The following is a 17,078-nucleotide window of genomic DNA, read 5'->3' on the forward strand; positions in this document are numbered from 1 at the left end:
GATCATTCGCGGCCGAGCAACACCCGCGTCTGGCCGGCGATCTGGGCCAGCATCGCCGCATTCGGCGTGGGCGTCTGCCGGGCACGGCGGACAAGGGCGGCGAACTGGTCGACACGGGCACGGTGGCTTTCCAGCCATGCCGCCACCGCCGCCTGCGGGTCCTGTCCGTCGATCCGGGCCAGGAACTCGAGCCGCAACTGCTGGAAATCACGGGCGAGGCCGGCGATCAGCAGGCGTTCCCAAACGTCGCCGGTGGTGATCCGCGACGCCGTCGATTGTGCCCAGTCGAGCCCCAGCGCCTGGCCAAGCGAAGTGAAGGCCCGGGTGAGTACCAGCTCGTCGATGCCGCGGCGCTGGCCCAGATCGGCCAGGCCGATGCCGCCGTCCAGTTCGAACACGCGGACCACGCGGTCGACCAGCTCGCGCGGGGCGCCGGCATTGGTCAGGCGCTCGCAAAGGCGATCGGCCTGCGCGCGCACTTCGGCCAGCATCAGTCCCTTGGCCTCGCGGCCAAGCGCTTCGATGCCGGGCTTCAGCCGCTCGATCACCTCGGCCGGGCTGGCGCCGGGCGGGGTGACGCGCAGCAGATCGGCGATGTGCCCGCGCACCGCCAGCGCCAGTTCGTCGAGCAATGCGATGCGCGCGGTTTCGCTGATCTCGGCGGTTTCCACCGCTTCCCATAGCGCGGGGAGGCTGAGCAGCTGTTCGGCGACGACGAACATCGCGGCAATGTCGCGCATCGCCGCGCCTTCTTCCTCCGCCAGTTCGAACGGGTGCAGCACGCCGAGCCGGTTGACGATGCGATTGGCGAGCTTGGTCGCGACGATTTCGCCGCGCAGCCGATGCTCGTCGATGGCGGTGGCGAAGCGATCCTGCATCGCCTTGGGGAAGGCGGTGTGAAGATCGTGGACCAGCGCAGGATCATGGCCCAGATCGCCGCGCTCCACCGCGTCCTGCAGCGCCAGCTTGGCGGAAGCGAGCAGCACCGCCAGTTCGGGCCGGGTGAGGCCGCGGCCTTCCTGTGCGCGTCGCAGCAGATCCTCGTTCGAGCCGAGCCCTTCGACATTGCGATCGAGCCGCCCCTCGGATTCGAGGATCTCGATCACCCGCACATAGCTGGGCAGATCGAGCGCGCCGTCATTCTCCATGAAGGACAGCGCCAGCGTCTGGAGACGATTGTCCTCCAGCACCAGATGCGCGACATCGTCGGTCATCGAGGCGAGGAGCGCGTTGCGGTCCTCATAGGCCAGCCGGCCCTCGATCATCTCGCGGTTGAGCGCGATCTTGATGTTGACCTCATTGTCCGAACAGTCGACGCCGGCCGAATTGTCGATGAAGTCGGTGTTGATGCGGCCGCCGTTCCGCGCGAACGCGATGCGCGCCGCCTGGGTAACGCCCAGATTGGCGCCTTCGCCCACCACCTGCGCACGAACCTGTTCGGCATTGATGCGGATGCGGTCGTTGGCGGGATCGCCCACCTCGCCGTTGCTCTCGCTCGCCGCCTTCAGATAGGTGCCGATGCCGCCGAACCAGAGCAAGCCGACGCGCGCCTTGAGGATCGCGATCATCAGGCTGTTCGGATCGATGCTGTCGACGTCGAGATCGAGCAGCGCCTTGATCTGCGGGCTGAGCGGGATCGACTTTTCGGTGCGCGCGAACACGCCGCCGCCCTCGGAAATGAGCTCGGGGTTATAGTCCGCCCAGCTCGAACGCGGCAGCGCGAACATGCGGGCGCGCTCTTCCCAGCTTTTTGCGGGGTCCGGGTTCGGATCGAGGAAGATGTGGCGATGGTCGAACGCGGCGACCAGCTTGATCGCCTTGGACAGGAGCATGCCGTTGCCGAACACGTCGCCCGACATGTCGCCCACGCCCGCCACGGTCACCGGCTCGGACTGGATATCGGTGCCCATTTCGAGGAAGTGGCGGCGCACCGACACCCAGGCGCCCTTGGCGGTGATGCCCATCGCCTTGTGGTCGTACCCCACGCTTCCTCCGGAGGCGAAGGCATCGCCCAGCCAGAAATTGCGATCGGTGGCGATCTTGTTGGCGACGTCCGAGAAGGTGGCGGTGCCCTTGTCGGCAGCAACGACGAAATAGGGATCGTCGCCGTCCAGCACGGTCACGCCCTCCGGGTGCACCACCTCACCCGCGACGATATTGTCGGTGATCGACAGCAGCGCGCGGATGAAGATGCGGTAGCTTTCGGTGCCCTCGGCCAGCCAGGCGTCGCGATCGACGGCGGGCGAGGGGAGTTGCTTCGGATAGAAGCCGCCCTTGGCGCCCGTCGGCACGATCACCGCGTTCTTCACGCGCTGCGCCTTCATCAGCCCCAGGATTTCGGTGCGGAAGTCGTCACGCCGATCGGACCAGCGCAGGCCGCCGCGCGCGACCGGCCCGGCGCGCAGATGAATGCCCTCGATGCGCGGACTATAGACCCAGATCTCGCGCCAGGGCAGCGGGGCGGGCAGCCCCGGCACCTTCGCGGAATCGAGCTTGAACGCCAGCGCTTCCTCGCCGGCCGGCGCATAGGCGTTGGTGCGCAGCGTGGCGAGCACCACGCCCTTGAACAGGCGCAGGATGCGATCGTCGTCGATCGCATTCACCTGCACCAGCCCCGCGTCGATCGCCTTGGCGGCGGCATCGATCGCATCGGCATCGCCACCGCGCGCGGGATTGTGCGCCGCCTCGAACCGCTCGACCAGCGCCATCGCGACCCGCGGCGCGCGTCGCAGCGCATCCACCACCGTCGCCAGCCCGTAATGCATGCCTGCCTGTCGCAGGTAGCGGAACCAGGCGCGCAGCAGCACCACCGCCGACGGCGTGAGCCCCGCCTCGACGATCAGGCGATTGAACAGGTCGTTTTCCGCCCGGCCTTCCAGCACGGCGGCGATCGCGTCTTCGACGACCGTCGGATTGCGATCGAGCATGTCGCTGTGCGACGCCTGCTCGACCTCGAAATCATGGATGAAGGCGCCATTGGTCAGTTCGGTCGGCACTTCCTCCAGCACGCGGAAACCGAAATTCTCGAACGCGGGCACCGCGTCGGACAGCGCCAGCGCGCCGCCCAGGCGATAGAGCTTGATGCGATATTTGCCCGCTTCGTTCGGCACCGGCGTGATCCGCACCGATCGGGCGTGATCGTCCTCCAGCCCGCCGATCCGCACCATGTCGTGCGCGGCTTCCTCGGGCGTGTGGGTCAGGCGATAGACGTCCGGGAACGCATTGGCGAGGCGCAGCGACAGGCGGGCGGCGCCGCTGCCGGCGACTTCGGTAAGGCACGCCTCGACCGCCGGGGCCCAGCCGCGCACCATCCGCGCGACGCGGGCGTCGAGTGCGGCCTCGTCCGGCATCATCGTGTCGCCACGCAGATCGAGCGTGTAGCGCAGCTGCGCCAGCACGCCGTCTTCCAGCGCGATCGACCAGTTGATCATCTTCGCATGCGCAGCCTCGACCAGCATGTTGCCGATCGTCTCGCGGTGGCCGGCGGCGACCTGTTCGCGCGGCAGCCAGACAAAGGCGAAAAGATGACGGCCCAGCGTGCTGCGCACCAGCACCAGCTTCGAACGCGGGCGATCGGCCACCGACATCGCGGTAAGCACCAGGCTTTCCAGCGCCTCGAGGTCGAACGAGGTGGTCAGATCATGCGGCAGGCCGGTCAGCGCATGCGTCATCGCCTTGCCGGTATGGCCCGCTGGATCGAAACCGAATTTCGATTCGAGCATTTCCAGCCGGTTGCGCAGCATCGGCACCATCGCCGGCGGGGTGTTGAGCGCCTGGCTGGTCCACAGGCCATAATGGATCGACAGGCCGGTCACGTCGTTGCCGGTCATCAACGGGGTTACGACGATGTCGAGCGGCACGCGCCGGTGCACCGTCGATGTTGCATTGGATTTCAGCAGCAGCGGCGTTTCGCCGCCCATTTCGAAATAGTCGATCGCCAGCTTGCGCGACGCGTCGGCGAGCAACGGCACTTCATGGGTGTAGCGGGCAAGGCCCAGCTGATCGGTGCTCTCGCCGGCGACGTTCCACTTCTCGTGGCCGAGCAGCGTCATCGCGTCGTCGGCGAACCAGCGCATCAGCGCCTCGCCCTCGCGCGATGGCACGCGAGCCGCATCCAGCCCCATCGCCTGTTGCAGCGGTCGCCAGTCGGAGACGACGTCGCGCACATGCTCCAGCACCCGTTCGATCTCGCTCGCCAGCCCGCGGCGGGTGCGTGCGTCGGCGCGCTCCATCTCGATGTAGATCATCGATTCGGGCCGCGCGTCCTTCGCCTTCTCGCCGACATCGGCCACGCGCCCCTGCGCGTCGCGTTCGACCGGCAGGATCGGATGGATGATGCGGAAGATGCCGAGATCGAACGACGCGATGGCGCCCGCGATCGAATCGACGAGGAACGGCATGTCGTCGTTGATCACGGCGAGCCGCATCTTGCGGCTCGACTCGTCGTGATAGGTTTCGAGATTGAGCCGGACGGTCTGCGGCGGCCGTTCCGCCGCCGTCTCCGCGACAAAGCGCGCCACATCGGTGCGCTCGCCTTCGTCCAGTCCTTCCAGCTCTCCGGGCAGGGCGCCTTCGAAGATCCGATCTTCAAAGGCCTGCATGATCGTTTTTTCCATGATCTTCATATAGGCGCTATGCGCCCGCCGCGATGGCTCCTCAAGTCTGGAAAAACCGGGAGGAAGGGCGCAAGACGGCGGTTCGTCTCACGCGCCGGCGCGGCGCAGCGCCCGTTCGGTCATTGCCGGATCGCCGTCGATCCTCGCGACGATGTCGAGGCCCTGATCGCCGGTGCGTGCCAGCAGCAGCACGAACTCGTCGCCGTCCGAATCGATTGCCACATGCGCGATCGCCGGCCGGTTGCGCAGCGCCTCCGCGGCGCGCGCCAGGACCGCGGGCTTGTTCGACCGCGCGGTGCCGCGGCGCAGTTCGCGCTCGGCGCGGACGACACCCTTGATCCCGCCCGGCGTGATCTCCAGGAACGCGTCTAGGCCGCCCTGCGGCACGGCGATCCGCTTGGCATGGGTGAGGACGGCGGCGAATTCGGTGACGCGCGTCTTGTCGTAATCGGCGCCGAAGACGAGCTTGACGATTGGCGTCATCGGCGCGCGCGCCTGCCGAACCAGGCCCGCCTCCGCGAGCAATTCCGCATAATTTTCATCATCTTGTTCGGCGGCGATCGCGAAATCATAGGCGCGGTCGAGCGCGCGATACAATGCAGCACGCCCACGAAGATCGGAAGCCCGCGCCGCCGCCGCCGATTCGCGCGCCAGCATCAGCTGGTCGGCCAGCGCCGAGTGCAGCGCGGTGCGCGGCAGATCGGCAGCGGCAGGCGCGTCATAGCCGGCGCTCGGCCCGTCCGCCCAGACCGACTGGGCGATCAGCGCATGCGGGGCGAGCCGTCGCGACTGCTCGATCGCCGCGTCCAGCTGTGCCTGGGTGTCGGCGTCGACCAGTTCCTTCCAGTTGATCACGCCATAGATGAAGTCGATGGTGTCCTCGTCGGACGAAAAGGGCATCAGGATGCCGCGATACATCGTGTTGAACCCGCGCTGGCCGACGAACTCCGCCTCGAAGCCGATCGGCGCACGGTTGGCAATGATCTGAAGATAATGATCGGTCAGGCGTGACAGCAGCGAACGGCGCGGCACCTGATCGACATGGGTAATCGATTCGTCGACGCCGCATTCCTCGCGCAGCGCATGGCCGAGATAACGGATCGCCGGATCCTCAACGCCCGCGCGAAAATCGAGCAGCACGCCGTGCGGGCCGAAATCGGCGATGTTCGCCGGATCAAGGTCTTCGATCGAGGGATAGGCGCGTCCCCGCAGCAGCGACACCCAGTGATTATAGGCGCGCACATGCATGCGCCGTTCGTCGCTGCCGACGTCAAAGGGGCGCTCGATACCCTCGTCACCCGGTTCCGACGACGGATCGGGATCGAAGGCGGGATTGATGCCACGAGCCATATTCATGCGGGTGCTCCAATGGGGGCCAGGCCCGGGAAAGCCATATCGGCCTTCTGTGCACGCTCCGTGGTAAACGCCGCGTAAAGGCGCCGGTGCGGGCCGTGCCGAGTTTTTCCTGCCGGAAGCGCGACGGGTGCTTGCCAGCGCGAACGGGTGCTGGTAAGCGCGCCGTCCTCCGGGCAAGCCAGCGCCCGGCTGCACGGTGTGCCGCTTTAGCTCAGCTGGTAGAGCATCGCATTCGTAATGCGGGGGTCACAGGTTCGAGTCCTGTAAGCGGCACCATTTTAAGTGATTGATTTTTCAATGTTTTGTCTCGCGACGCTCGTTTGGCAGCCGCGAGATCAACGATTTTGGTATCGCGCCGGTATCGCAGGTGAGCGTCTGTGTAGCGCCCGACGTCGGCCCAGAATGACTCAACCCCTTCAATAAAGTCGCTGAGATATTCGGGGCGTATGTGGCGGTAATGTCTCTGATTCGTGCCGGTGCCTCGGTGACCCGCCGCCGTCTCGATCTGCGCTTCAGGCACACCCCGGCGGTGCATCTCGGTGCTGGCCGTATGTCGGAGCGTGTTCGGCGAGCCAATTCCGATGAGCTTGGGCCGCGGCGCCGTCTCGCCTAGCTTGCGGCGCGGTGGCAGCCACAGGTCGTTGCCAGCGGAATCTACGGCCTGCTTGCATATGCCGGCATCGATCAGGGTCTTGGCGAATGCGGTTTTAATGCTGTCGACCGGAACCAGATGAAAAGCTGTCTCTCCGCTAACCGTATCTGGCTGAGGCTTCCGCCACTGGATAGCGCGTCCACGATGAATCTCCAGCCAAGGCGCGAGGGTAGGGCAGATTGGAACGATTGACCTACGCTTTTTGGTTTGCTGACGGCCAGGCGCATTGAAGTAGATGAGTCCGTCACGAACTTGCACGTCCTTATTTAATTCGAGAACGGCCTCCACGCGCGCGTTGGTGCTAAGCATGATCATGACAAACATGTGGATGTGATGGCGTTGCTCGCAGGCCCAGGCGGCTTCCAGTAGTGCTGCGACCTGCTCGACCGTGTAGACAAGATCACGCGGTTCGCTTTTCTGGCGCACGTCAGGAACAAATGGTGCTGAAGCGATCATGTTGCGCTTCCAGCCCCAGTTCAGGGGCTGGCGAAGCGCAGCGGTATCGCGGGAGATCGTTGCAGGGCTAACCCCGTGTCCAGCACGCCAAGCGTGGAAGCGCTCGACTAAAGCTGTGGTGATGTCGGCCACGGTCGGGGCGCCGAATAGGCGCCCCTCCTTCTGCTCTAGGGCGAAGAACGTTTGCCAGTGAACGACACCATTTGCGTAGCGCACCGGATCCGCTAGCTTCGGCTGCGCGTGCTGGAGCAACCAATCAGCCATAAGCTTCTCAACGTAGATCTGATCAATTGGCGCCTGCATTGGCTTCTGCGACGCAAGGTAATGGTCGGCTAGCGCGTTGCTCGCTTCTTCCGGCGGCTGATCTGGAGTGCCGCCTCCGACGCCAGTCGACTTGCGGCATGTCCGACGTCCGCGGCCTGCTGCATCTCCGCCTTGATACCAGCAGATGTTCCAATCGTCGCGGTCTGAGCGATACCACAGCCAGAAGGGGCCGAGTTGATGACGGGCGTGGCCGCTGCGGTTGGAGGTGCGTCGTCCTGCTGGCACTGTGCGTTTAGTTCCTTTAACTCGGCCATGGAAATGGCGCTGTAGATGGGTTCGGACATCAGAACGCGGATATGTTGTACGTCCAGATGCAGGCGCGTGCCGTTTCTCGCAGCTCGTCGAAGCCGATCTGCGAGATCGCTGCACGGAAGGGAGAGCGTCAAGGTTCGAGCTCTTTGTGCGCCCAATCGTTAGACCAAGCCCATAGGTCACTCGCTGTTTCCAGGGGGCCAGGAAAAGCCTCTCTTCCGATTAGCTGGGCGATCGACATCATGCGGCTGCCAAAATCGAACTGGGCCTCAATGGGATGAACACCGGGATCTTGGTCGACATGCGCTTTGAAGTCTGATGCAGAGATCGTAAGAAGATAACTATCATTTCCGCTCTCGCCTTGAGACATGGTGAGTAGACCTGCTGCAGTTACGACGACTTCGGTGCATTTGTATGGGCATCTGCCCTTTACGATCGCTTTCGAGCAAGCCTTCTCGCTGCCGAGATTTGAGAGAATGCGATTAAGTGATCCCAGCAGCTTTTCGGTGTTCGCGCGAATTGTGGCAGTCACCACCTCCGGGCGCAAACCGAGGTCGATGAAATCGAGCGCGACAGTGAGTTCGACCATTTGGCGCCAGCCGTAGCTGGCGCGCGTGCCCTTGCCTGTGTTTACCTGGCTCGGCACTCCCGCGCGCTGAAGATGCTGCAAGCGGCCGCGAAACGCCGACGCGTGCGCTTCGGCAATTCCAAAGCGCTGCACGAACACGGACTCGACCTGTTTAAACGAAAGCTCCACGACCTCACCTACGACAATGTTGCTGTTTGCATCTTGCAGGACTCGGCGTGCATTGCAATAGGGAATAACGGCAATGTTGCCGTTAATGGAGCTCGAATGTCGCTTAACCTTCTGGGCCTGGATGCCCTCAGTTCGTCGTCGCCGGGAACCCGCCGATGCCCCTCGATCGATTCCACATCGGCTCCGATTCCTAAGCCATCCCTACGCAAGCCATCACCGGCGAAGCGCCAGTCAAACCCCCTGCTCACTCGGGAAGATATGATCAATTGGCTCTCAGATTCGCGCTTCACTCACGCCCTGACGCTGAACTTCAACCGCGTCGACTGCAGCCTGCGGACGGCTAGGAAATTGTTCGGCATTTTTTGCCGCGATGTTGATCGGATGATGCTTGGCAGGAGGCGTGTCGAAAGGTTGCACACCTGTGAGCGCTTTGAGGCCATCGCGTTCCCTGAGCATCTAGAGTCAAATTTGCATCTTCACGTCGTCGCGAACTTCGCCCGTCGCTACTGGGGAGGGCGTTCGATCACCGAGGAGCAACTGGCCGAGCTGGCACCCATCTGGCGACGTGTGACCAGAGGTTCGGGCACCAGCGAGATCAAGCTGGCGCGAGACGCCGGCTGGGCGAGATATGTGACCAAGGAAATGCACCGCCCTGGCCACGAATACATTCTTTCAGCGGATTTTCATTCGGATCGCTATGTGGTATTATCCCTTCCAGCGCTAGACGACCTGACATCCTAGTGCCACATGGACATAGAAAGGCAGAGCTTGGGTCAGGCCAAGTGACGCTACCCGCAACGTGGCTGCTCTCCTTGAGCACCGCAAAGGGACGGCGGGCTGTCGCATGGCTCGAGGCCGCCGAGGAACCTTTAGGTATCCTTCTCCGCTATGTTGACGGTATCCGTCAGCATTGGAAGGTCGTGCCCGAAAGACACTCGGCTGTCACCTGCTCTAGCAAGAGCGGGGCACATCATTTGATCCTCGCGAGAGATATAACTCTTGGGCATTGCCGAACCATCCTAGGCGATTTGCGCGAAACACAATCATAGACGGTAGGCTGCCTCAAATCGGCGTTGTGGTTGATTGCGAGCCCCTGATTTCCCACCCGCATTCGTGCTCAGCAAAATGCATGGTCGTCTCGTCATCACTAGCGAGATCAAACCATGATGCTTTTTTCTATCGAGTTCGAAGGCGGGCTGCGCAAATACGTCTTTGCTCCCGGAGTTCATCAGGCAGCAGGCTACTTCATCACCTGGCAAATGGCTAACGATCTGCCGACAAGTAGTTTCGTGCTGGATAGGGTTACGATCGGCTCAAAGTCGGGCCAGGAGCGGGATCATCTTCGTGACGCTTTGTCATGGGAGATCGAAGGGATCGCAACATACGACGAAATGGCAGGCTGGCACATTCGCCCGGTGGAGGATGAACGCGAGTAGCAACCCAATACGATCGTCGTGCGGCGCCTCGAGAACGAAGCGAGAGCCTATGTTGCGTTCTGCCCTACACGGCGAGTGCCGCACGCGTCGGGTTTCTGCGATGTTGTGAAAAGGCTGCTCGTTGACTTCGTCAATCAAGCGCGCGCTCGGATGCGCGTGGTTGACGGTTGTTGGTCGTTTGTTGACGCTTAGCGCGTGCTTCCATGAACCCGTTGCCTGGCCTCGTCACCCAAAACGCCGAGACCATGACCCGCGGAGTTCTTGAAGCGCTTCGCGGGTCAGGGCGTGACGAGTAAGCGCGGTCTGCAGGCCGCCTTGCGGTATCGTCGATAGGCGGGATGCTTGCCGCCTTTGACGAGGGCGGTGGTGGTGCAGGAAGTTCGTGTTCTACGACCAGTCATACGAGCACTCATATGACTGGTCGCATGGAAATAGTTGGCCGTGTGTCTGGGCGGCGGCGATGGTCGGACGCGGAGAAGCTGGAGATCCTGGCCGAGGCGTTCCGGCCTGGAGCCAGGGTCTGCGATGTGATCGCCCGGCGCGAGTTGTCGAGCAGCCTGATCTATACGTGGCGCAAGCAACTGCGCGAAGGCAGGCTGGCCGGGGCTGCGCGTCCGCTGCCGGTGTTCGCCGAGGTTCGGCTCACCGAGCCGGTGGTGTCGGCCCCGCCGCCGATGCCGTGTCCGCCGGGGCGCATCGATATCGCGTTGCCCGGCGGTGTTCGGATCAGTGTCGACGGCGGGGTGGATGCAGATGCGCTGGCAGGGGTGTTGTCGGTGCTGCGGTGAGCCCGGCGCCGTTGCCGACGCGGGTATATCTGGCGTGCGGCGTGACCGACATGCGCAAGAGCTTCGACGGCCTGGCGGTGCTGGTGCAGCAGGTGCTGGCGCAAAACCCGCATTCTGGCGCGCTGTTCGCGTTCCGCGGCAAGGGCGGGCATCTGGTCAAGCTGTTGTGGTTCGACGGGCAAGGCCTTTGCCTGTTTTCGAAGCGCCTCGACCGGGGCCGCTTCGCCTGGCCGATGACGGCGACCGGCACGGTGGTGCTGACGCCGGCGCAATTGTCGACGCTGTTGGAGGGCACGCTCGGCTACACCCAGCTGAAGGCGCATGGCGCGATCCGGCTGCTGGTGATGACGCTGTCGCTCAGCGGCTTCATGCTGATCACCTGGTCGGCGACCTTCATCTACACGATCTGGGGCGAGAGTTTCCGGGAGGAGGGCTGAGCCCCTCGGCGTCCGTCAGATCAGGCCGCGCGCGCGGAGGCTGACATGGCCTTCGCGGTCGATTACGACGTGATCGTGGACGACGATGCCGAGCCGCTTGCCGACATCGGCGATGGTGCGCGTGATCTCGATATCGGCGCGGCTGGGGGAGGGATCGCCCGAAGGGTGGTTGTGGACGAGGATCAGCAAGGCCGAGCCGAAATCGATCGCGCGGCGGATCACCTCACGCACATGCACCGGCGCCTCGTCGATCGAGCCTTCGGTCGTCAGATCGTCGCGGATCAGCATGTTGCGCGTGTTTGCCCGAAAACAGGTTATGCTAACCGGCAGAAATCGCAGTTTCTTGCGGATTTCAGGCTCACGCCTTTCTGACTTCATTTTCCACCAGTGAGCCCACGGGCTCAGATTGTCGTCGTCCGCGCCCTAATGTCTTCCATAAGAACAATCAGTTGGGACGGCCAAACGGCTCCCTTGTCAGTTGCCTTCGCGAGCATTTCGTCGATGTGCTTGGTGGACGCAGGAGTGCCGCCGAGCGTGACGTAAGCACCCCGCATTCCTGAGATCGCGTTCTCGACCTTTTTATGCTGTGCCCTGAGTTTGGGGTAGAAGAACGGGAAAGCAATCAGCGACCATGCGGTGCCCAACAGGGTGAGGACGAGGATGATGCCGCCAATCCAATTCATGATCGTGTTGTCATTGCCAATCCAGAGCACGAACGCGGCGATGGCAAGACCGGCAGCGACGCTCACGACATTGTTGAGCAGCCAGCCCAGAATCAGGGGGAGCTTCCTCTTGAGGATTGGCTGAACCTCATCCGCGAAGCCGAACATCTCGCTAGCGATCAGCATGTCCAACAAAAGGCGGTCTAGTGCGGGAACGCGATAGGGGAGGCGAAGATAGGTAGCAGCAGCTTCCTGCGTGTCCTGAGCAATAATGTATGGCTCAAGCCGCCTTTTGCCAGCGAGCCTAATGTGTTGCTTGTGGTACCAGAAGCCCTTCTTCGAACCGCGCTCCTCTTCATCAAGTAGCTTCCAACCGTCCTCATTCACGGCCCGCAGGATTGTCTCAACGACTTCAGCGCCTTGATTGAAGCGCCAGTAGCGGTCTCCCTGATCCGACTTCTTGGCCTCGTCGGCTACTGCCCTGAGCAGACTGCCGTAGCTTCTTTCCTTGATGAGAGGATGGCGCTCGAATGCTCTTCGCAGCTGGGCATCGTCATCCAGGTTCCAGATCGGCTCTTCGTCGTCGTGCGCTTCTTCGATCATAGCATCCCCCGCGGGTAGATGTTGCCGTAGGGCAGTAAGTCGTTCAAGCGATGTTACTCGGTACGCTAAAGACCCCGTCATCGAGTTCTCGCGGGTAAGCCTTCATGATCGCGCACATGGCGCGAGAGGTCATTGGAATTGGCGAGTCTTTGCCGGTGAGCCGAGAAGGATCTGTTTCCCAGCAGCAGGGTTGAGCTATCCGCGCTTCGAATTGGCGGATTTTCGCTTTTCGGCTCCCGTTGCGGCTGCTCTTCGGCGCCCATTCATGCCAAAGAAGCAATTTGGGTCATGGGCCGGAGCGAACTCGCCGCAAACGTCGCAGCGATAATCGTTTTTCGCCATCGAGCCTCTCCGCCTTACGAGCTGGGCAGGAGGAATTGATGCGTGAGCAGTACGGGCGCAACCCACGAGCTGGTGAGCTTGTATGCGTCTATTACGGTCTCAGCAGTGTCCTTCCAGCCCTTCGCTTCATCTACCTTGGATTGGAACGTTCGCAGGATTTTGACGAATCCCTTGAAAAATGCCTCGGCATCTGGGTTGCCATCGCCCGTGTAGGTTCGGTGGTATGCTTCGTAGACAAACACGACCTCCCGGAACGCCGCGAGAGCGTAACCAGTACCCATCCAACCAATCTTCTCCAGCTGAAACTTGAACACGGTCATGCCGTCGAATATTGCCTGTCGAACGAATGGAGGTCCTTCGTCGGATTTATTTAGCTCAGCTAGGTATGTGTCGATCAGAGTGATTAGTTCTTCGACCTCGTCGTCGCTAAGTCTAGGATAGCTGACGATCGGCCGAACAGTCTGAGAGAGGAACTGGATGGGGCTGCCGTGGTCCTTCATCGCTGTCAGGCCTATACCGGCCTCGTTCCACGCTTTCCGAAGCGAATCTCCGGTGAAACCACTCTTGAAGTTGGCGAGGTGGTCCAGCGCCTTGGCCCGGTGGTCGTCGTCAAGACCGGATTCGCCAACGATCTTAGACACAGCATCAATGCGTTCGCAAATACATGCTATTATCTTGAAGAAGTCCGTCGACCATGGCTCCACGCCGAACTGAGAGGCAAGGTATTTGTCTCCTGCGTTGTTGGAGCTTTTAGTCAGTCGCTCAGCGATCTCGCCAAGCTCTCTCGCCGGATCAGTTATCGATGCCATGTCGCATCATTTCGACCTTCGCTCCGATGGTCAACCATGTCGCCAGTCTTGCTTATGGTAGGGGCGCGTTCGATAGCCGCATGTACTGGCTCTCGGTGACAAACACGGAAATCTGCTCGCCTCGGCAATCCTTGATGTAGCCGGTCTCGTAGGTTTCCGATCCCTCGACGCACACGCCGCTGAGCATGACCAAGCCGTCGTGCGTGAAAGCCTGTCGATCGATGCGGACCGTTAGGACCCCTGACGGTCCATGATGAGCAAAGTGCCTATTCAGGTGCGGAAGGTCCGGCGCGTTGCTCATGACCAGAGGCTCCCACCGGGGCGATTAAAATAGGCCCAGCCGCTTGCGAGCGGGCTTGCCGGCTAAAATGCGCTCCATGGATCGCGCCAGCTTCATCACAGCAGCGTAAACGGCATTCGATCGGCCGAGCGGCACCAACGCCTCGATTTCACTAGGCGCCGAAATGCGAATAAGATCGCGATAGTAGCCTTCTACCTCTTGCTGCGTGAGCTTCGTGCCGTAGCGAACGTGCCGCATGGGAAAGTCGATGGCGTCAGCATAGCGTTCGTATCGGGCAGCGCGTTCGCCCTCGTCCGTTGTCCAGCACTGGTCTCGTCGTGTCCGCAAAGCTCGGATGTAGTCGTTCAACGCGTCGTAGTTCAAAGCAAGTCACCATCTGAGTGGAAGCGACGGGCTCAACGCGAGCCCGTCGTCACCTTACTTCCACTGGAGACCGGAAGTGTCGAACACAAATTGCTGACGGCCCTTCTGGAAAAATTCGGCTTCAACCACGGTGCGCTTGGCTTTTTTGAGCCCCGCAAGTACCCGCCCTTCGTTGGTGAAGAACGCGGTCTCACTTGAGCCATCGCTCGTGCCGGTACAGCTCATTTTCTGGACGGGGCCGTCATCGAACTTCATCGAGATGTACGTGTCAGTGAAGCCGTTACAAAGAACCTGACCACTCTCGACCGAGAACATGACGTTCAGGCCGCTCTCGGGGTTCTTCCTAACCGTCAAGGTTCCAGTGGTCACACCATAAGGGAAATCCAGGTCAATCTCGTTGTTGCTCTCGATTGAAGCGAATTTGGTCGTAGACCCCCTCATCTCGTCCTTGTCCTCCGAGTAGGACCATTTGCTTTCGACCGCAGGCTCAGCAGGGGCCTTCTCAGCCACACCGGAGGGTGAACTGGCGTTCGGAGTAGAAGCGACCTTTTCTGTCTTCTCAGAGGCTGCGGCGACGTTCGGCGAGTCTGGCTTGGGAACGACGATCATCATAAGAACGAACGATACCGCAGCCGCGATCCCGAAGTGCTTGCGCGTCAGATTCGGTATGTATGGCTTAATCACCCCTACGACCGCCGCAAGAAAGACGATCGTCACCAACCCCATCATGGTAAATTCCCCTCCGTTGAACACGTATCATTCGCGCACGGGGCGCGAAGAGCAAGATTCCTCTTTTCACCAATCAGTTACAGAAGGGTAACCGCCTTCGTTAATGATTTCAGGCCGCCTGACTTCGCATCGGCGTGACTATAGCAAGCAATCGCGGCGCCCGCGGAGTGGGCTAAGCGCGAAGCGCGGCAATCAGGGGCGGCGAGCGCGTAGCGGCGAACCATGTCCGTGCCTTGGCGCCTTCGTCGCCGTCCGGGTTGCCGAAATGCGTGATCGGGATGATGCAGCGGCAGCGCGGATCGAGGACGGGCTGCTCCCAGAAGCCCGCCGTTCCAGATTCCCATAACCCGGCCGGCAGCAATGCTCGCCAATTTCCGGTCGTTCAGCGGGTTGGGATTTGATATTTAAAGCCGCCGTTTGTCGGAGATGTCGGTCGAGAGGACGGATTTAGATTGGGAGAGATGATCGGACCGCATCTGCCAGTTCGCACATTCCGTCGACTGATGAGCGCGGATATAGTGCGCTTTCACCAACCAGCGGAAAGTGCCCACTTTTCTCCCAGAAGCTTTCTGGTTCGAACCGGAATTTGGCTATTAGCCGACGGCCAAAATCCATTTCGGCGTGAGAATAAAGCACCTTCTGCTCCGCCGTAGCGCATTCAGGATATTCAGCGAGAAGGTAACCCTCCTGCACATGAGGTCGAACAGCAGTCGGGGGACAGACACTTGCGAGCCTGACTGTCTGGATTCCTGCCTCGGCACTTGCGGTGATTGCTCCGCTTACGTTGGGGATGCCTAGGACAAACACAAACGCCTCCCCGTTCGCGTGGTGCGACGCGAAGGATGCCGCGATCCGTAGCGACTGTGTCACGTCCAGAAGAGGGGTAGGGCAAATCTCGTAATGCTGAATCATAGCCCAGCGAAGGATGCGCTGACGCTCGAGCCTCTCCCGACCGAGTAGCCCGCGAGCCTTGTATTCCTTCACCAGTGCCGCTTCCGCATACACAAGTCGCTCAAAGCGCTTGTTTAGTGCCGTCTCTGTTGGCACACGGCTCGAACTTGAGGCGCGCAGCAGGCTCGGCTTCAGCGAAGTGTAGCCAAGCCTGTTCTTGTGATCACCGCTCTGGCCCCGGAACATGAGAACATAATCACGGTTCCTGAACTGCAGCTCCGCAACCTTGGTGGCGAGGTCGACGTAGTTGCGTACTAAGTGAGCGCGGCCCTTGCGGATAGCGCTGGTGCTCAATCCCGTCGTACTCTCCGCGCTGTCAGTAAACGTCCAAATCTTCTGGCTGCCAATAATCTCCATTCTCGTTCCCCCTATAGGCGAATGTGCATGAAACTGTTCGATTTCCAAGCGCGCTTCCTCCTGAAGGGGCTGGTCATATTGGGGAGCAGTATTTCGTTCAACCGAAAGAAAATCCAAAAGCTGACAGTCGGGGTGCGGCACAATCTCCGTTGTTCCGCGGTGCCGGTCGGGCATGCGCCGGAGTCGGCTTCTCGCCGCGCGTGCCGTTCAACACGCCGCTACGGGACGCTCGCAAAGTCCTGTTCGAGTTGTTCTATTGCGCCGAGCGGACAGCCAGAGGTCCTAGTGAATCCCGGTGCTATTCACCCGGGTGGTGCCGATCAGGCGCGTTCCGCGCTACATTAGCCATCCATCGCCTCTTATATGCTAAATATTGCTCATTATCAGTAGCTTGTTGACCTATGGGGGTGTTGTTGGCTACCGCGTTGATATTGATGATCCTCACAGCATCAGGAATTGGAATGTCAGATCTCAAGATACCGAAGGTTGAGCACGAGAAGCACACGGCTCGACCTCCAGAAAACGTAAACCGTGAAAAACTGCGCGAGGCTATCAATCAGGCGTATCGTAACACGTTGAAATATCTTGGTCGGTGATCCTGTGTTGCTGGCACTGGAAGATGCCAGGGCAATCCACGCTTACCAGATTTTGCTACGAGGCGGTTTGGCCGGGATCAAGGATGAAGGCCTTGTAGAGAGTGCATTGGCCGCCCGTTCAATTTGTGGACGTATGAGGGGCCGATGATGTGCTTACCCTCGGCATCAAGCTGTGCATGGCGATCGCGTGCAATCATGGCCACCTGGATGGCAACAAGCAAACCGGCACAGCCGCAATGCTGGAGTATTTGGCGCTGAACGGGTACTGGTTGTCTGTTCCAGACAGTAACG

The 17,078-nt window shown here is 61.2% G+C and carries 13 protein-coding genes, 1 tRNA gene and 2 pseudogenes; 5 read left to right on the top strand and 11 right to left on the bottom strand.

The window, feature by feature from the left end; genetic code table 11:
• Positions 1-2: 2 nt before the first annotated feature.
• On the bottom strand, positions 3-4,625 hold the full coding sequence (locus tag ACX40Y_RS09525) for an NAD-glutamate dehydrogenase (protein ID WP_459119324.1): 4,623 nt from the start codon (positions 4,623-4,625) through the stop codon (positions 3-5).
• Between the two features lie 78 nt (positions 4,626-4,703).
• A complete protein-coding gene (locus ACX40Y_RS09530; protein WP_459119325.1) occupies positions 4,704-5,972 on the bottom strand; it encodes a PAS domain-containing protein in 1,269 nt (422 codons plus the stop codon).
• A 200-nt stretch (positions 5,973-6,172) separates the two neighbouring features.
• On the opposite strand from ACX40Y_RS09530, the gene ACX40Y_RS09535 reads away from it, so the two are divergent.
• A tRNA-Thr gene (locus ACX40Y_RS09535) sits at positions 6,173-6,248 on the top strand.
• A 1,164-nt stretch (positions 6,249-7,412) separates the two neighbouring features.
• On the opposite strand, the gene ACX40Y_RS09540 is transcribed toward ACX40Y_RS09535, so the two are convergent.
• The gene (locus ACX40Y_RS09540; RefSeq protein ID WP_459119326.1) at positions 7,413-7,790 is read right to left on the bottom strand and encodes a hypothetical protein; all 378 of its coding nucleotides are present in this window, start codon (positions 7,788-7,790) and stop codon (positions 7,413-7,415) included.
• Positions 7,787-8,326: a hypothetical protein gene (locus ACX40Y_RS09545; RefSeq protein WP_459119327.1), complete on the bottom strand. Its 540-nt coding sequence runs from the start codon at positions 8,324-8,326 to the stop codon at positions 7,787-7,789. The genes ACX40Y_RS09540 and ACX40Y_RS09545 overlap by 4 nt, the downstream gene beginning before the upstream one ends.
• Between ACX40Y_RS09545 and ACX40Y_RS09550 the strand changes: the two genes are divergently transcribed.
• The 4 genes and pseudogenes from ACX40Y_RS09550 to tnpB all read left to right on the top strand — a co-directional run.
• Complete coding sequence (locus ACX40Y_RS09550; RefSeq protein WP_459119328.1) at positions 8,318-9,154, top strand: hypothetical protein; 837 nt, start codon at positions 8,318-8,320, stop codon at positions 9,152-9,154. The two genes, ACX40Y_RS09545 and ACX40Y_RS09550, sit on opposite strands and share 9 nt — an antisense overlap.
• A 422-nt stretch (positions 9,155-9,576) precedes the next feature.
• Positions 9,577-9,849 carry a hypothetical protein gene (locus ACX40Y_RS09555; protein WP_459119329.1) on the top strand — a complete coding sequence of 91 codons (273 nt, stop codon included), beginning with the start codon at positions 9,577-9,579 and terminating at the stop codon, positions 9,847-9,849.
• A gap of 413 nt (positions 9,850-10,262) precedes the next feature.
• Positions 10,263-10,637, top strand: coding sequence for an IS66-like element accessory protein TnpA (gene tnpA, locus ACX40Y_RS09560; protein WP_459119330.1), 375 nt, complete (start codon positions 10,263-10,265; stop codon positions 10,635-10,637).
• Positions 10,634-10,930: pseudogene (tnpB, locus tag ACX40Y_RS09565) on the top strand (IS66 family insertion sequence element accessory protein TnpB); the annotation flags it as partial. The gene tnpA and the pseudogene tnpB, both read left to right, overlap by 4 nt.
• Positions 10,931-11,089: 159 nt before the next feature.
• On the opposite strand, the pseudogene ACX40Y_RS09570 reads toward tnpB, so the two are convergent.
• The 7 genes and pseudogenes from ACX40Y_RS09570 to ACX40Y_RS09600 all read right to left on the bottom strand — a co-directional run.
• Positions 11,090-11,374 (bottom strand): annotated as a pseudogene (locus tag ACX40Y_RS09570) (JAB domain-containing protein); the annotation flags it as partial.
• 101 nt (positions 11,375-11,475) lie between these two features.
• Positions 11,476-12,339: a hypothetical protein gene (locus ACX40Y_RS09575; RefSeq protein WP_459119331.1), complete on the bottom strand. Its 864-nt coding sequence runs from the start codon at positions 12,337-12,339 to the stop codon at positions 11,476-11,478.
• Positions 12,340-12,695: 356 nt separating this feature from the next.
• Positions 12,696-13,490, bottom strand: a complete 795-nt coding sequence (locus tag ACX40Y_RS09580) for a hypothetical protein (RefSeq protein WP_459119332.1) — start codon at positions 13,488-13,490, stop codon at positions 12,696-12,698.
• Between the two features lie 52 nt (positions 13,491-13,542).
• On the bottom strand, positions 13,543-13,791 hold the full coding sequence (locus tag ACX40Y_RS09585; RefSeq protein ID WP_459119333.1) for a hypothetical protein: 249 nt from the start codon (positions 13,789-13,791) through the stop codon (positions 13,543-13,545).
• 24 nt (positions 13,792-13,815) lie between these two features.
• Positions 13,816-14,154, bottom strand: a complete 339-nt coding sequence (locus ACX40Y_RS09590) for a hypothetical protein (protein WP_459119334.1) — start codon at positions 14,152-14,154, stop codon at positions 13,816-13,818.
• 54 nt (positions 14,155-14,208) lie between these two features.
• Entirely contained in the window at positions 14,209-14,883 is a 675-nt protein-coding gene (locus ACX40Y_RS09595) for a hypothetical protein (protein ID WP_459119335.1), read from the bottom strand.
• A 447-nt stretch (positions 14,884-15,330) separates the two neighbouring features.
• Positions 15,331-16,365 carry an FRG domain-containing protein gene (locus tag ACX40Y_RS09600; RefSeq protein ID WP_459119336.1) on the bottom strand — a complete coding sequence of 345 codons (1,035 nt, stop codon included), beginning with the start codon at positions 16,363-16,365 and terminating at the stop codon, positions 15,331-15,333.
• Positions 16,366-17,078: the final 713 nt, after the last annotated feature.

Source organism: Sphingomonas sp. RS6, from assembly GCF_054489705.1.

Coding starts and splice junctions, on each gene's coding strand:
- ACX40Y_RS09525 (WP_459119324.1), bottom strand. CDS start 4,625: ATGAAGATCATGGAAAAAACGATCATGCAGGCCTTTGAAGATCGGATC.
- ACX40Y_RS09530 (WP_459119325.1), bottom strand. CDS start 5,972: ATGAATATGGCTCGTGGCATCAATCCCGCCTTCGATCCCGATCCGTCG.
- ACX40Y_RS09550 (WP_459119328.1), top strand. CDS start 8,318: ATGCTGCAAGCGGCCGCGAAACGCCGACGCGTGCGCTTCGGCAATTCC.
- ACX40Y_RS09555 (WP_459119329.1), top strand. CDS start 9,577: ATGATGCTTTTTTCTATCGAGTTCGAAGGCGGGCTGCGCAAATACGTC.
- tnpA (WP_459119330.1), top strand. CDS start 10,263: ATGACTGGTCGCATGGAAATAGTTGGCCGTGTGTCTGGGCGGCGGCGA.
- ACX40Y_RS09575 (WP_459119331.1), bottom strand. CDS start 12,339: ATGATCGAAGAAGCGCACGACGACGAAGAGCCGATCTGGAACCTGGAT.
- ACX40Y_RS09580 (WP_459119332.1), bottom strand. CDS start 13,490: ATGGCATCGATAACTGATCCGGCGAGAGAGCTTGGCGAGATCGCTGAG.
- ACX40Y_RS09585 (WP_459119333.1), bottom strand. CDS start 13,791: ATGAGCAACGCGCCGGACCTTCCGCACCTGAATAGGCACTTTGCTCAT.
- ACX40Y_RS09595 (WP_459119335.1), bottom strand. CDS start 14,883: ATGATGGGGTTGGTGACGATCGTCTTTCTTGCGGCGGTCGTAGGGGTG.
- ACX40Y_RS09600 (WP_459119336.1), bottom strand. CDS start 16,365: ATGCCCGACCGGCACCGCGGAACAACGGAGATTGTGCCGCACCCCGAC.